Source organism: Pseudomonas sp. LFS074, assembly GCF_047978165.1.
Classification (GTDB): Bacteria; Pseudomonadota; Gammaproteobacteria; order Pseudomonadales; family Pseudomonadaceae; genus Aquipseudomonas; species Aquipseudomonas putida_P.
In genome coordinates this window covers 2939913-2952146 of record NZ_JBFPFV010000001.1, presented here as the reverse complement: position 1 = coordinate 2952146, position 12234 = coordinate 2939913, and the positions used below count along the sequence as shown (strand labels likewise).

Annotated in this window: 16 protein-coding genes and 1 pseudogene; 8 read left to right on the top strand and 9 right to left on the bottom strand. The window is 56.3% G+C overall.

The window, feature by feature from the left end; all coding sequences use genetic code 11:
• Positions 1–70: 70 nt before the first annotated feature.
• The 4 genes from ACNQP3_RS13480 to ACNQP3_RS13465 are packed head-to-tail and all read right to left on the bottom strand — an operon-like array spanning position 71 to position 1134.
• Positions 71–466, bottom strand: a complete 396-nt coding sequence (locus ACNQP3_RS13480; RefSeq protein WP_264317189.1) for a DNA methylase — start codon at positions 464–466, stop codon at positions 71–73.
• A complete protein-coding gene (locus ACNQP3_RS13475; RefSeq protein ID WP_264317188.1) occupies positions 463–687 on the bottom strand; it encodes a DUF2188 domain-containing protein in 225 nt (74 codons plus the stop codon). The genes ACNQP3_RS13480 and ACNQP3_RS13475 overlap by 4 nt, the downstream gene beginning before the upstream one ends.
• Before the next feature lie 17 nt (positions 688–704).
• Positions 705–908, bottom strand: a complete 204-nt coding sequence (locus tag ACNQP3_RS13470) for a hypothetical protein (RefSeq protein WP_264317317.1) — start codon at positions 906–908, stop codon at positions 705–707.
• Between the two features lies 1 nt (position 909).
• Positions 910–1134: a DUF6555 family protein gene (locus ACNQP3_RS13465; protein WP_264317294.1), complete on the bottom strand. Its 225-nt coding sequence runs from the start codon at positions 1132–1134 to the stop codon at positions 910–912.
• Positions 1135–1391: 257 nt separating this feature from the next.
• On the opposite strand from ACNQP3_RS13465, the pseudogene ACNQP3_RS13460 reads away from it, so the two are divergent.
• Positions 1392–1656, top strand: a pseudogene (locus tag ACNQP3_RS13460) (short-chain dehydrogenase); the annotation flags it as partial.
• Between the two features lie 323 nt (positions 1657–1979).
• Positions 1980–2519 (top strand): type 1 glutamine amidotransferase domain-containing protein, encoded by a 540-nt coding sequence (locus ACNQP3_RS13455; protein WP_264317187.1) that lies wholly within the window; start codon positions 1980–1982, stop codon positions 2517–2519.
• A 58-nt stretch (positions 2520–2577) separates the two neighbouring features.
• Here the strand turns inward: ACNQP3_RS13455 and ACNQP3_RS13450 are convergent, their stop codons facing one another.
• A complete protein-coding gene (locus ACNQP3_RS13450; protein ID WP_264317186.1) occupies positions 2578–3102 on the bottom strand; it encodes a hypothetical protein in 525 nt (174 codons plus the stop codon).
• Between the two features lie 195 nt (positions 3103–3297).
• Between ACNQP3_RS13450 and ACNQP3_RS13445 the strand changes: the two genes are divergently transcribed.
• Entirely contained in the window at positions 3298–4155 is an 858-nt protein-coding gene (locus tag ACNQP3_RS13445) for an SDR family oxidoreductase (RefSeq protein ID WP_264317185.1), read from the top strand.
• Between the two features lie 51 nt (positions 4156–4206).
• Here the strand turns inward: ACNQP3_RS13445 and ACNQP3_RS13440 are convergent, their stop codons facing one another.
• Positions 4207–4368 (bottom strand): hypothetical protein, encoded by a 162-nt coding sequence (locus tag ACNQP3_RS13440; RefSeq protein WP_264317184.1) that lies wholly within the window; start codon positions 4366–4368, stop codon positions 4207–4209.
• 197 nt (positions 4369–4565) lie between these two features.
• On the opposite strand from ACNQP3_RS13440, the gene ACNQP3_RS13435 reads away from it, so the two are divergent.
• The 3 genes from ACNQP3_RS13435 to ACNQP3_RS13425 all read left to right on the top strand — a co-directional run bounded on the left by ACNQP3_RS13435 (position 4566) and on the right by ACNQP3_RS13425 (position 6002).
• A complete protein-coding gene (locus tag ACNQP3_RS13435; RefSeq protein ID WP_264317183.1) occupies positions 4566–5069 on the top strand; it encodes a CinA family protein in 504 nt (167 codons plus the stop codon).
• Between the two features lie 140 nt (positions 5070–5209).
• Positions 5210–5674: a hemerythrin domain-containing protein gene (locus tag ACNQP3_RS13430; RefSeq protein ID WP_264317182.1), complete on the top strand. Its 465-nt coding sequence runs from the start codon at positions 5210–5212 to the stop codon at positions 5672–5674.
• 79 nt (positions 5675–5753) lie between these two features.
• Entirely contained in the window at positions 5754–6002 is a 249-nt protein-coding gene (locus tag ACNQP3_RS13425; protein WP_264317181.1) for a hypothetical protein, read from the top strand.
• 73 nt (positions 6003–6075) lie between these two features.
• Here ACNQP3_RS13425 and ACNQP3_RS13420 read toward each other — a convergent pair whose 3' ends face one another.
• Positions 6076–7215, bottom strand: a complete 1140-nt coding sequence (locus ACNQP3_RS13420) for a glutathione-independent formaldehyde dehydrogenase (protein WP_264317180.1) — start codon at positions 7213–7215, stop codon at positions 6076–6078.
• A 419-nt stretch (positions 7216–7634) separates the two neighbouring features.
• On the opposite strand from ACNQP3_RS13420, the gene ACNQP3_RS13415 reads away from it, so the two are divergent.
• Positions 7635–8627 carry an NAD(P)H-dependent flavin oxidoreductase gene (locus ACNQP3_RS13415; RefSeq protein ID WP_264317179.1) on the top strand — a complete coding sequence of 331 codons (993 nt, stop codon included), beginning with the start codon at positions 7635–7637 and terminating at the stop codon, positions 8625–8627.
• A gap of 130 nt (positions 8628–8757) precedes the next feature.
• Positions 8758–9036 carry a hypothetical protein gene (locus tag ACNQP3_RS13410; protein WP_264317178.1) on the top strand — a complete coding sequence of 93 codons (279 nt, stop codon included), beginning with the start codon at positions 8758–8760 and terminating at the stop codon, positions 9034–9036.
• Between the two features lie 189 nt (positions 9037–9225).
• Here ACNQP3_RS13410 and ACNQP3_RS13405 read toward each other — a convergent pair whose 3' ends face one another.
• A complete protein-coding gene (locus ACNQP3_RS13405; protein ID WP_264317177.1) occupies positions 9226–10578 on the bottom strand; it encodes an aminotransferase class III-fold pyridoxal phosphate-dependent enzyme in 1353 nt (450 codons plus the stop codon).
• Positions 10579–10662: 84 nt separating this feature from the next.
• Positions 10663–12138 carry an NAD-dependent succinate-semialdehyde dehydrogenase gene (locus ACNQP3_RS13400; protein WP_264317176.1) on the bottom strand — a complete coding sequence of 492 codons (1476 nt, stop codon included), beginning with the start codon at positions 12136–12138 and terminating at the stop codon, positions 10663–10665.
• Positions 12139–12234: the final 96 nt, after the last annotated feature.

Below are 12234 nucleotides of genomic sequence, written 5' to 3'. Positions count from 1 at the left end.
TCGTCGATGGAGGCTAAAGGCCACCTTCTGTTCAATGGCCTTCGAACATCGTTAGGTGGAATGGGCGTTCTCACATGAATATCTCCAATGTCTTGGGGCCTATACCCTCGAAGCTCAATAGCCAGCGCTTGAAGCTTTCACCACCTGGGTCTTCCCGCAGCGCCTCAAGTTGACCACCCAGTTCCGCGTCTACATTCTTGCCAAGGGCATGCAATCGTCGGGCAGTGGATTCATCGTATCGCGCATACCCAGCCTGGCCGAGGAAACTCACAAGGGTCGCATGGGGAGCCTGCACAAGCTTTTGCGGCGTATCTAGCCCCTGCTCGTCGACAAGTATCCGATACGCCCTCAGGGCAACCGAAGAACGTATGCGCTTGCCCATGAGAAAGCTGGCCAGCAACCATCTGAAAACACCACCGACATTCGTAACCTCAATGCCGAGGTCACAGGCAGTTACGGTCTTCAACCTTTGCTACGGCGCGGGTCAGCTGAGCGTGGGTAGGTGCGTTCCTCTTCGAACGTGCCGTCCGCTTTGCGTATCTTCACAGACGCTTTCTTGCTATCAAAGAAATCTGTAAGGGCAATGACCAGTTCCTGCTTCGTCGCAGCTCGTTTGGACGCCCGTACGGCACCGGCTTTCTTCAGCTCCCAGCCATCCGATGTCGGGCTAAGGTGGTAATTGTCCATCGTGTGCTCCTTCCGGCTTAAATGGATTGGCCGTCATCCTCGATGTCTTCATCTGCCTCAGCTGCATCCGTGGCATCAGCATCATTCAAAGGTGGCGACGTGGGCTTTTCCGGATCATTGATGAAGGGTACGTCGCTCGGCCCCTTCTCTTCAGAGCCTTCAGTTTTCGGCTGCATCACAACACCTCCTGAAAAATTGGTCGGCTGCAAAGCACCAAGCATCTTATGAAGCGCCTGAGAATTTGCCGACATCGATAGGTTGTGGAACAAACTCAGGGCCATTGCCGGCAGGTCGCCACTTCACGTTCGCGATGCCGTAGCGCTCTGCCATGGGACGACTGACCAGCTTGATCTTCTGCTGACTGAACCTTGGGATGATGCCAACGCCGGCATCGCAACTGGCCCAGTGCCAGGCCACGGGGTTGTCCATTTTTTCCAAGCGAATAATGAACGTTCAGCTCTCGCCATGGAGTGTGTAATCGATCACGAATAATTGCTGCCCCGCCACGTGCATATCTCCCTTTGACCCATTTTACTGAGCGGGATGTACGCTTAAAAATTCAATTCAAAAGTCAGACGGCAGACCCTGCGTTCAAGTACCGGCCACGCACCAACAGATTGGACTGAAGTCCATTGGTCATCCCTTAGGAACACATACTGCCTCGGCAACCTCCATGGCTATACCAGCATACGGAGGTCGTGGTCATGATTGATCCAACAACAGGCATGAAGGCGGGTGAGCGTTACTCCGTGGAGAACGTCGAACGCGCTCACCAGTTTCCAGGCTTCTTCCTCGATGGAAAATACTACCTCGGCCCCGAGTTACTCACAGCCGTTGGCTGGCTGGAGGGCAAGCGCTTCATTTATGACAACCTCGATGCTGCAGGCGAACCGGTTTTTCCAGGTCGCGCAGCGGGAGACATTGAAAACCTGACACTGACCTTGACGGACGGCACAGCGTTGAAGCTGAACCCATTGGACGTCCACGCCACGACTGAGGACGTCGAGTTCGTCGCACCATCCAATCCGGATACACCATTGAACCTCAGTTCCGGCGCGCTGGATTCCTCCGAGAATCTGTTCACGCCAACAGGTAGGCCAGGAAGCATGGAGGGCATCGGCCTAACCCCTAAAGACAAGATACCGCTGTTGCTGAGTGCGGCAGTCATCGGTTTGCTCGCGGGACTTCTCATCTCTCATGCCCAACGTCGACGCCGTTGAGGCGTCGCCTTTGAACTTCGCGCCTGGCCAAAGGCCTTCCCTCTCAGGCTTATCGAAAATGGAGATTCAATGATGAATGCACAACTGAATGGCAAACGCGTGGCCTTCCTGGTGACTGATGGTTTTGAGCAGATCGAGCTCACCGGGCCTCGTGAGGCTTTGCAGAAAGCTGGTGCCGAGATCGACATCCTCGCTGACAAGGAAGGTACGGTGCGTGGCTGGAATCACGACAAGCCTGCCGACGAATTTGCCGTTGATGCAACCTTCGAAAGTGCCCAACTCGATCTCTATGATGCTCTGGTGCTGCCTGGTGGCGTGCAGAATTCCGACACCATCCGCCTGATCCCCGGCGCGCAAAAGCTGGTGAAGAGCCATGACGCGGCTGGTAAGCCGCTGGCCGTCATCTGTCACGGTGCCTGGCTGCTGGTGTCCAGCGGTTTGGCCAAGGGCAAGCGGATGACCAGCTATAAGACATTGCAGGACGACATTCGCAATGCGGGTGGCAATTGGGTGGATGAGCAGGTGGTGGTGGAGGGCAACCTGATCACCAGCCGCCAGCCGGACGATATTCCGGCGTTCAACGAACAATTGATCAAAGCGCTGGCTGGCTGAGCCCAGCGTTCTGCTTCGCGCCCTCCGGTGAGGCTTCAAGGCGTTTGGAGGGCGCGGGTCACGCCAGCTGGATGTAAACCGAATAGGTGCCCAACAAGACCCAGAAACCGAGAAAAATCCAGGGCGTGCGCAGGGAAAACAGCAGCGATTTGCGGTGCCCCGCCTGCGAGGTTTCCGCTTCGCAGAACAACGGCGATTCGTCATAGGCCAACCCCATCATGGGCTCACTGCGGAGCAAATGGCTTTGCTTCAGTTGCCAGTGCTCGATGATCCGGAACGCAGCGCGTATGCCTGGCCAGGCGTTCAGCGAACTCAGCACGCCGAGCAGTGCGAGAAACGCCGGTACCATCACAGTAAACATCTCGCCCCAGCTCTGATTCAGGTTGCCCATCGAAGAAACGAAAGCGATGACCAGGAACGACTGGGCAGCGAGATAGGCATCTGTGCGATTGGCCAGGATGGTGGTCTCGTACTGAATTTCGCGTCGATAGAAATCCAGGCGCTCTTTTGGGGTACCGAACATCTTCGCATTCTGCTGATCGATCTCATGTTCGGGCGTGCTGGGGGTAATGATTCGAGGCACTTGACCCTCCGGTTAATGGTGGAGCCTCACACAGAAAGCGCGACACAGGTCACCGGTAGAGCCGACCAATTCCCGATAATTCAATGGAAATAGAAGGAGTGACCGCCCGTCGTTCAAACCCTGAACTCATCTCAACGTCGGCCCCTAGCTCCGTTCGAAAGGTAACAAGCGTTCTCAACTACAGGAGCCTTCCTCATGAGCGACTACCCTACTCCTCCATTTCCGTCTCAACCGCAAAGTGTTCCTGGTTCACAACGCAAGATGGAGCCCTATCCAGATTGTGGTGAGCAGTCGTACACCGGCCACAATCGACTCGAAGGCAAGATTGCCCTCATCACCGGCGCAGACAGCGGTATCGGACGAGCAGTAGCGATTGCTTACGCCCGTGAAGGCGCCGACGTGGCCATCGCTTACCTGGATGAACATGAAGACGCGCAAGAAACCGCGCGCTGGGTTGGGGCTGCTGGCCGGCAGTGCTTATTACTGCCAGGCGACCTAGCGCAGAAACAGCACTGCTACGACATCGTCGACAAGACCGTGGCGCAGTTCGGTCGTATCGATATTCTGGTCAACAACGCCGCGTTCCAGATGGCTCATGAGAGTCTGGACGAGATTGACGATGATGAATGGGTAAAGACCTTCGATACTAACATCACCGCCATTTTCCGGATTTGCCAGCGCGCGTTGCCCTCGATGCCAAAAGGCGGATCGATCATCAACACCAGCTCGGTCAATTCCGACGATCCATCACCCAGCCTGCTGCCGTATGCCGCCACCAAAGGCGCCATTGCCAACTTCACTGCAGGCCTGGCCCAACTGCTGGGCAAGCAAGGCATTCGGGTCAACAGCGTTGCACCTGGCCCCATCTGGACGCCCCTGATCCCGGCGACCATGCCCGATGAGGCCGTGAAGAACTTCGGTTCGGGCTACCCCATGGGTCGCCCGGGACAGCCCGTCGAGGTTGCACCGATCTACGTGCTGCTGGGTTCCGACGACGCCAGCTATATCAGTGGGTCACGCTATGCCGTCACAGGTGGTAAACCGATCCTGTGAAGTAGCTCAGGCTCGCCAATCTGGTGAGCCTTCTACCTGGCCACTTGTACTTCAACGCTTGTGATGCCCATGGTCACGCGCCGTTTTCTGTGCTGTGGAATCATGAGAGGTACCGGTCGAGCCGTCGGGACGATGAGCATCATTGTCCCGCTCTTCCTCACCTTTTGATTCGGGTTGTGAGCTCGGCTCTTCTGGATGCGCTTCTTTATTCATGCTGCCCTCCTACTCTTTTTCACTCAGTGGCAGTAGCACAGACACTCACGGTGCCCGCCCCTTCAAGTAAGGGAAGCCGAATCACCAAGCAAAGTTCAGGCTAGGATTACAAAGCGGGATGGACGGGTAGTCGCTGGGATGAACCAATACTCGCTGAGATCCATCTACCGGAGACCTACAAGCGAGTCGAACTTCAAATGGCAACCGACCCCGTGCTGGCCGCGCTCGGCTACCTCAAAGACAACCAGTTGATCTTGACCACCGCAGAGTCATGCACGGCGGGTTGCATGGTGGCAATGTTGGCAGCTGTACCTGGCACGGGCGAAGTGCTGGAAAGCGGCTATGTCGTCTACTCCCCAAGCGCCAAGAAGCGCTTGCTGGGCGTTAGCGCGGAGAATATCGAGCGATACGGTCTGACGAGCGAAGCCGTAGCGTGGGAAATGGCGTTGGGCGCCTTGAGGGACAGCGATGCTACCGTGGTCATCGCCACCACCGGCGTAGCTGGGCCGTCACCGGAATCAGGCATACCGCCAGGCACTATGTGTTTCGCCTGGGCGTTTGCTGGTGAACCGGTAGCCGTTTTCACCCGCACTCAGTGCTTCTTCGGCGAACGCTCTGAAGTCATGCGGCAGGGCGCACTTTTCGGACTTACTCGACTTTCCCACTATCACCAGCGCTGGCTTCGCGGCGAGCGTGTCTGAAGGCATGTGCGTAGGCCGGATGCCACGATATTGATTGCCAAAGATGCTCCGCTACCAAACATCGTCGCCATTGAACCGTGATACGTGGCCATGACTCAACCACAAGCAAGTTCTTTCCTCTGTCCATGATGAGGTACGCCATGAACGCCATCGATTTACTGATTCAAGACCACAAGCTGGTGAAAAAGCTGCTCGAAGAACTGTCGACCACCACTGAGCGGGCGGTGAAGAAGCGGGGTGAATTACTGCACAAGATCGAGCAGGAGCTGCAGATCCACACAAGGCTTGAGGAAGAAATCCTTTACCCGGCCATCAAGCAAGCCGGAGGTAAGGAAGAAGCGAAAATGTACTACGAGGCTAAGGAGGAGCACAGAACTGTCGACTCCCTCGTCCTACCCGACCTCCTGCATACCGAAACCGGCACCCTCGAATTCGCCGGGCGGGTCAAGGTCATGAAAGAGTTGCTGGAGCATCACATCGAGGAAGAAGAAAGCGAACTCTTCCCGACGGCCAAGAAGCTACTCAGCAAAAAGATCCTGGAGGAGCTTGGGCAAACCATGGAAACGCAGAAGAAGATGCTGAAGGGTGAGCAGCGCGCGGCCTGATGAAGCGATTACCTGCCAGCTCCACGACGCTGGCAGGTATCCAGTTGCAGATATCAAACGAGCTGTTGGGGTGAGCTTCATGGAACACTGGATTGGGTTGTTGGAATGGCCTGCCATGCTTATGACAGTGCTCGCAGCGTGGTGCATTGGGTCGGGCAGTCCCAGGAGAAGAAAAATCGGCTTTTGCTGTTTCATCACTAGCAACGTGCTGTGGGCCGTGTGGGGCTGGCAAGCAGGAGCCTGGGCGTTGATTATCCTGCAGTTTTGTCTCTGCGCCATGAATTTGCGAGGGTGGCATAAGAACACGCAACAGGAGGTCAGCAGTTGACTGGATTGGGTAGGCAGATACGGGGGGTTCTGCTCAATTGCTCGCTTCCTTCCTTGGAAGCAAAGTAAGCGGTTTAAGCAGCAGGTTTGAGCACAACCTTCGTCCAACCATCATCTCGGGCATCGAAGTGCTTGTAGGCATTCGGGCCTTCAGCCAGCTTCAGGCGATGAGAAATGATCTGCGAGGGCTTGGCGCGCCCATGATGGATAAGCTCAGCGAGGCGGCGATTGTAGGCCTTCACATTCGCCTGACCTGTACGGATCTGTTGACCCTTGAACCAGAACGCTCCGAAGTCGAAGGCCATCTTGCCCTCCTTCGCCAGTTCGTTTTTCGCCCCAGGATCTTCTGGCACGAACACACCAACTACGCCGATGCCGCCGGTGGCTTTGGTTGAAGCGACCAGGTTGTTCATGGTGAGGTAGTTCGCTTCATGGCCATGCTTGTCGCAGCACTGGTAACCCACGCACTCACAACCTCGGTCGGTGCCTTTGCCGTGGGTCAGGTTCATGATCTCTTCCACTGCTTTTTGCTCGACTGCGTTGATTGGGATTGCCCCGAGCTGCGCGGCGAGTTGCAGGCGATCCGGCTGGTTGTCGATGACGAACACCTGAGATGCGCCTTTGATGATTGCCGAATGAGCCGCCATCAGGCCGACAGGCCCTGCGCCGTAAATCGCAATGCTCTCACCAGGAAGTAACCCGGCCAGTTCAGTTGCATGCCAACCGGTGGGAAAAATGTCCGAGAGCATGACGTAGTCGTCCTCACGCTCCTCGGCATCTTCCGGCAATACCAAGCAATTGAAATCGGCATACGGGACGCGCAGCAATTCGGCTTGACCGCCTTGATATGGCCCCATCTCTGCGAAACCATAAGCGGCGCCGGCAGCACCAGGATTGGCTGTAAGGCAGAATCCGGTGAGCCCCTTTTCACAGTTTTCGCAGAACCCGCAGCCGATATTGAACGGCAGGCAGACCCTGTCACCGACCTTGACCCGGTCAACCCCCTCACCGACTTCAATTACCTCACCGAGGTTCTCATGGCCAAATACACGTCCGACCTCAAACGAGGTACGGCCTTCGTACATGTGCAAGTCAGAACCGCAGATGTTGGTAGTGGTAATGCGCACCAACACATCCGTAGGTTTCTCGATTTTTGCGTCCGGTACATCCTTGACCGCGACGTCCCGTGGGCCGTTGTACACGATTGCTTTCATGCTGAACTCCCAAAATCAGGGGCGGCAGAAATCCGCCCTACCCTGTTCAGGCGAACTGGTGAGCCAGTACGTTCAGTGAGGTGGTGGTGGGGTCAGACCGGTGGCGCTAAATGCTGTCGCTCTCACCCCTAGCTACTTGATTGGTAGCGATTTCCGGAATGCAGTACCGATGCCTGAGTGGGCTCGACATCGATAGAGCCGCCCATGTCGACGGCTAGCGTCAGCGAAGGCTCGTACCGTCCCCCCGATGCTGCGCAGCCCTCAAGATCCCTGTCGACGTCAAATTGCTTTACTACTGAACGGATGTTCAGCTAAAAAGCAGATGCCTGCCACCTACGTGCGGAACTATCACGTGGTTCCACCTCTTATTCACAGGTTGGACTGCCCGCTCTCTGTATCGTGAACGAACTGGAGTGCCCATGCGAAACCAATTGTTCAAAACCCGGATCACTGAAATGCTCGGCATCCGCCACCCCATTCTTTGCGGAGGCATGGGGCCGGGGGTGTCTGACGCGACCTATGTCGCGGCAGTGGTCAACGCGGGAGGAATGGGGTTCATAGTTGCTTCCGCCTACCCTGATTCGGAACAGTTTCGCGAGGAGCTTCGCAAATGCCGGCAGCTGGCATCTGGGAAGAGGTTCGGCGTGAACCTTTACATTTCAGGTCAGCCCAATGCTGCAAGTCGCTTGCAGGAGCAGGTGAGAATCCTGGCTGAAGAAGACGTTCTATGCGTCGAAACCTCCGGTGGGAGCCCCGAGGCAATCCTTCCTGTCCTCCACGAGTCCGGCATCAAAGTGCTTCACAAGGTTTCAGCTGTCCGACATGCCCGGTCAGCCGAACGCTTAGGCGTTGATGCCGTGATTGTTGTTGGCAACGATTCCGGAGGTCATCCAGGAACCTACGGCATCAGCAGCATTGTGCAAGCCCCGCAGGCCTCGCGGGAGCTATCCATACCCCTGGTGATTGGCGGTGGAATGGGAACAGGTAGCCAACTAGCCGCCACCCTCGTGATGGGAGCTGACGCGATCTTGATGGGCACCAGGATGCTGGTATCGGAAGAGCTGTGGATTCACCGCCAGTACAAGGATCTACTGGTGAACAGCGATGGCACGGACAGCGTCATCGTCAAGACCGGCCTACGCCAACATCACCGGGTCTTGAACAACGAAAGCGCGAAAGCCGTGGCTGCCATAGATGCGATGGGCTCCAGCGATTTTGAACACTACCGCCCACATGTCATGGGCACGTTAACCACCCAGGCCTACCTCACGGGTGACAGCAGCATCGGTATGCTCGACTACGGCCCATCGGCAGTTTTTGCGAATGCAGTGCAGCCAGTCGAACAGATACTCGATGACATTCTTGACGATGCGCAGCGTGCAATGCAGCGCTTGAATGGCCTGACCGTGTAAAACCTCATGTGTTGGTGACCACTATCTCGCAAGCTTCGGTGCGAGAAAAATGTTCCTAGGCCGGCCAGTAACAGGCGAATAGATATACGCATGATAACCTCGGGCCATGTTTAACCGAGTAGCGCCCTACTTGAGCAATCCACCCGTTTCTGGCTACTACGAAAATCTTCTGAAAGCTCCTGTCTTCTCTGCCGATCCCATCGGTCGCCGGCAGAGTCAGCGCTGGCAACTGATCGTTGATGACATCCACCACAGCAGCTCTGTAGATGATCTGCGTGAAGCACAAGGCAAAGCTGAAGGCTACATTCGAGGACTGGTAGATGCTGGGCACCTCTCCCACGACCGAATCCGGGATTACAAAATACTGAGTAGCATCCACCGGCGCCGAACATTGCTCTCGGGCGCTTGATCGCAGCATCTTTTATTCAGCGCACGGAGGCGCCTGGCTACTCATCAAGCGATGACGGCAACTCACTGAGCCGAAGCACTACAGCCCTATTCGCACCTGACCGTCATTTCATGAGGCAAAAAAAAGAGGGCGTTCTAGAAGAAGGCCCTCAAAAACAGCGCCTAACGCTGTCTGGTGAGATCAGCAGGGTTAAACCCAATTAGCACCAGTCACTTTCTGGATGGAGAAAGTGAGAATTTCGATCAGAGTGTCGACGTCAGCTTTGGTGTAGTTCAGCGACGGTGCGAACCCAAGGATGTCGTCAGCAAACGCGCGGAACACCAGCCCCTCCGAAAACGCATGAGCCAGGATTTTTTGGCCCAACTTCAGGTTGGCGTCCGGTTTGGCCCTGGTCTGCTTGTCCGCAACGAGTTCCAAGCCCGCGAGCATGCCCTGCCCCCGAACCTGACCAACAATATCCAGGTTTTCCAGGGTGCGCAGTCTGGACTGGAAATATTCCCCGACGTCCGTGCCGTTCTTTAGAAGTCCGTTTTCGTACAGATCCAGCGTTGCGTTGGCGATCGCGGCGCTGACAGGGTGACCTGCGTAGGTTTGCCCATGACCGAATGGCGTACCGTCGGAGCCAGCCTCTGCGATCGCCGCATAGATCTGCTCGGAGATGAGGGTCGCCCCCATCGGTGCATAACCTGAAGTTAGCCCTTTAGCCAGCGTCATCAAGTCAGGGCTTACACCTTCGTGCTCGCACGCAAACATCGGCCCGGTGCGACCGAAGCCCGTGATGACTTCATCTACGATAAGCAGGATGCCCAGCCTGTCACATGCCGCACGCATCGCCTTTAAATATCCAGCGGGTGGAACAATCACCCCACCAGATCCAATGATCGGCTCGCAAATGAATGCAGCGACTTTTTCAGGCCCGATTTCCAGCACCTTGCTCTCAAGCGCCGCAACCGTCGCCTGCAAGATGGCGGCCTCAGCCGGGCCCGCGCTATGACGGTAAGGATAAGGTGCCTCGATGTGATGCTGAGTCGGCGCCGGCACATCGAAATAACGGTGGAAGACCGGAAGTGCAGTCAAACCGCTACCGATGGCTGACGAACCATGGTAGCCACGCTGCACAGCGATGAAGTGCTTCTTCTCTGGTCGACCAATGGCGTTGAAGTAATAGCGGACTGTCCGGATGGCCGTGTCGACCGCGTCAGATCCACCTTGGCCGAAAATGACATGATTCAATCCTGGTGGGGCCAGTCTTGCCAGACGATCAGCAAGCTCAATCGCAGGCTCACTACCAAATCCGAAGTAACCAGTCGCATAGGGCAGATCTTCAAGCTGCTTTCTTGCCGCTTCGACGATGCTCTGCTGTCCGTACCCAGCGTTTACACACCACAGACCTGAAAACGCATCTTGGACGCGATGTCCGTTGACATCGATCAGGTGAATACCGTCTGCGCTCTTCCAAGCGCATACACCCTTCGCCTGATGATCCAACAGCGGCGTAACAGGGTGAACCCAGTGTTGATCTTTTTCTTGAAGGTTGCTCATACGACCTCTGGTCTACAAGTCGGTTCGACCCTGCACCTCAAATGCCGAGAGGTGCAGAGCGCGAAGCCAGCAAAAGAGAAGCGATTAGTCCAGGCCGCCTTGGCAGACGTATTTGATGTGCATGTATTCTTCAAGCCCGTGAACAGAGCCCTCACGGCCATAGCCAGAATCTTTCACACCGCCGAATGGGGCCGCTTCGGCAGCCAGCGCCCCTTCGTTCACGCCAACAATGCCGCACTCCAGGGCGTCGGTGACGCGGTGCACCCGACGCATGTCGTTGGTGTAGAAGTAGGAGGCCAAGCCGAACGGAGAGTCATTGGCCATCTCGATGACGTCTGCCTCGGTTTCGAACGAGGTGATAGGTGCGACAGGGCCAAAGGTTTCTTCGTGGAAGCAACGAGCGGCAGGATCAACATCTGCCAAGACAGTGGGAGCGTAGTAGGTGGACTCTGCACGCTGCTCAGTGAAGAGACGCTGGCCACCCGTCAGTACGCGCGCGCCTCGCGCGACCGCGTCGCTCACATGTTCCTCGATCTTGTTGATAGCCTTGGCGTTGATCATGGGGCCAATCTGCGAAGCGGGATTGCTAGCCGGGCCCACAACCAAAGCCGACACGCGTGCGGTGAGCTTTTCCAGGAAGGTGCCGTAGACCTTGGACTGCACATAAACGCGGTTAGGGCAAACGCAGGTCTGGCCACCGTTGCGGAATTTCGCGACCATCAAACCTTCGACTGCCGCATCGATGTCTGCATCATCAAAGACGATAAACGGAGCGTTACCACCTAGTTCCAGCGCCAGCTTCTTCAAGGTGCGGGAAGACTCGTGGGCAAGGTGCTTACCTACTGGAGTCGAGCCGGTAAATGTGATTTTGCGAACACGCGCATCGTCGAGCCACACATCCGCGACTTCCTTCGAGGAAGCGGTGATGACGATGTTCAAGACACCTGCAGGCACCCCTGCCTCTTCAGCCAGCTTCACGAGGGCAAGGGCAGTCAGTGGCGTCTCTGCCGCAGGCTTGCAGACGACAGTGCAACCTGCGGCCAATGCAGGTGCGATCTTCCTTGCGATCATCGCAGCAGGGAAGTTCCAGGGGGTAATGGCTGCGACGATGCCCACAGGCTCTTTGTAAGCCGACATTTTACGGCCACGGACAGCCTGAGGAATGATGTCGCCATTGGCGCGAGTGGCCTCCTCGGCAAACCACTCAACGTAGCTCGCCGCGTAAGCAATTTCACCGACCGCTTCAGAGAGCGGCTTACCCTGCTCAGAGGAGATGATCTTACCCAGATCTTCAGCAGAAGCCATGATCAGGTCATTCCAGCGCTTGAGAATTACAGCGCGCTGCTTGGCAGGCGTGGCGCGCCAGGCTTCGAAAGCCTGAGCAGCTGCATCAACGGCGGCCTTGGCATCCGTAGCGTCACCATTTGGTACCAGGGCAACACGTTCGCCGGTGGCTGGGTTGTTGACCGAAATGGTTGCCCCCGCAACTGCGTCCTGCCATTCACCGCCGATGAAGTTCTTGGTTGCCATCAGTTCTTTGCGCTGCAATTCGAAGCTCATAAAACCCTCACACGAATCTAATAGAAACTACCCACGCCTCAAAAGCCTTGGAGTTCACTCACTAACCATGAGGTTCACGCAGTGCAGCTTCAGCCA

What these genes read in the sequence shown, in the direction of transcription:
- ACNQP3_RS13475 (WP_264317188.1), bottom strand. Translation starts at nt 687, where the DNA reads ATGGACAATTACCACCTTAGCCCGACATCGGATGGCTGGGAGCTGAAG.
- ACNQP3_RS13470 (WP_264317317.1), bottom strand. Translation starts at nt 908, where the DNA reads ATGCTTGGTGCTTTGCAGCCGACCAATTTTTCAGGAGGTGTTGTGATG.
- ACNQP3_RS13455 (WP_264317187.1), top strand. Translation starts at nt 1,980, where the DNA reads ATGAATGCACAACTGAATGGCAAACGCGTGGCCTTCCTGGTGACTGAT.
- ACNQP3_RS13445 (WP_264317185.1), top strand. Translation starts at nt 3,298, where the DNA reads ATGAGCGACTACCCTACTCCTCCATTTCCGTCTCAACCGCAAAGTGTT.
- ACNQP3_RS13440 (WP_264317184.1), bottom strand. Translation starts at nt 4,368, where the DNA reads ATGAATAAAGAAGCGCATCCAGAAGAGCCGAGCTCACAACCCGAATCA.
- ACNQP3_RS13435 (WP_264317183.1), top strand. Translation starts at nt 4,566, where the DNA reads ATGGCAACCGACCCCGTGCTGGCCGCGCTCGGCTACCTCAAAGACAAC.
- ACNQP3_RS13430 (WP_264317182.1), top strand. Translation starts at nt 5,210, where the DNA reads ATGAACGCCATCGATTTACTGATTCAAGACCACAAGCTGGTGAAAAAG.
- ACNQP3_RS13425 (WP_264317181.1), top strand. Translation starts at nt 5,754, where the DNA reads ATGGAACACTGGATTGGGTTGTTGGAATGGCCTGCCATGCTTATGACA.
- ACNQP3_RS13420 (WP_264317180.1), bottom strand. Translation starts at nt 7,215, where the DNA reads ATGAAAGCAATCGTGTACAACGGCCCACGGGACGTCGCGGTCAAGGAT.
- ACNQP3_RS13415 (WP_264317179.1), top strand. Translation starts at nt 7,635, where the DNA reads ATGCGAAACCAATTGTTCAAAACCCGGATCACTGAAATGCTCGGCATC.
- ACNQP3_RS13405 (WP_264317177.1), bottom strand. Translation starts at nt 10,578, where the DNA reads ATGAGCAACCTTCAAGAAAAAGATCAACACTGGGTTCACCCTGTTACG.
- ACNQP3_RS13400 (WP_264317176.1), bottom strand. Translation starts at nt 12,138, where the DNA reads ATGAGCTTCGAATTGCAGCGCAAAGAACTGATGGCAACCAAGAACTTC.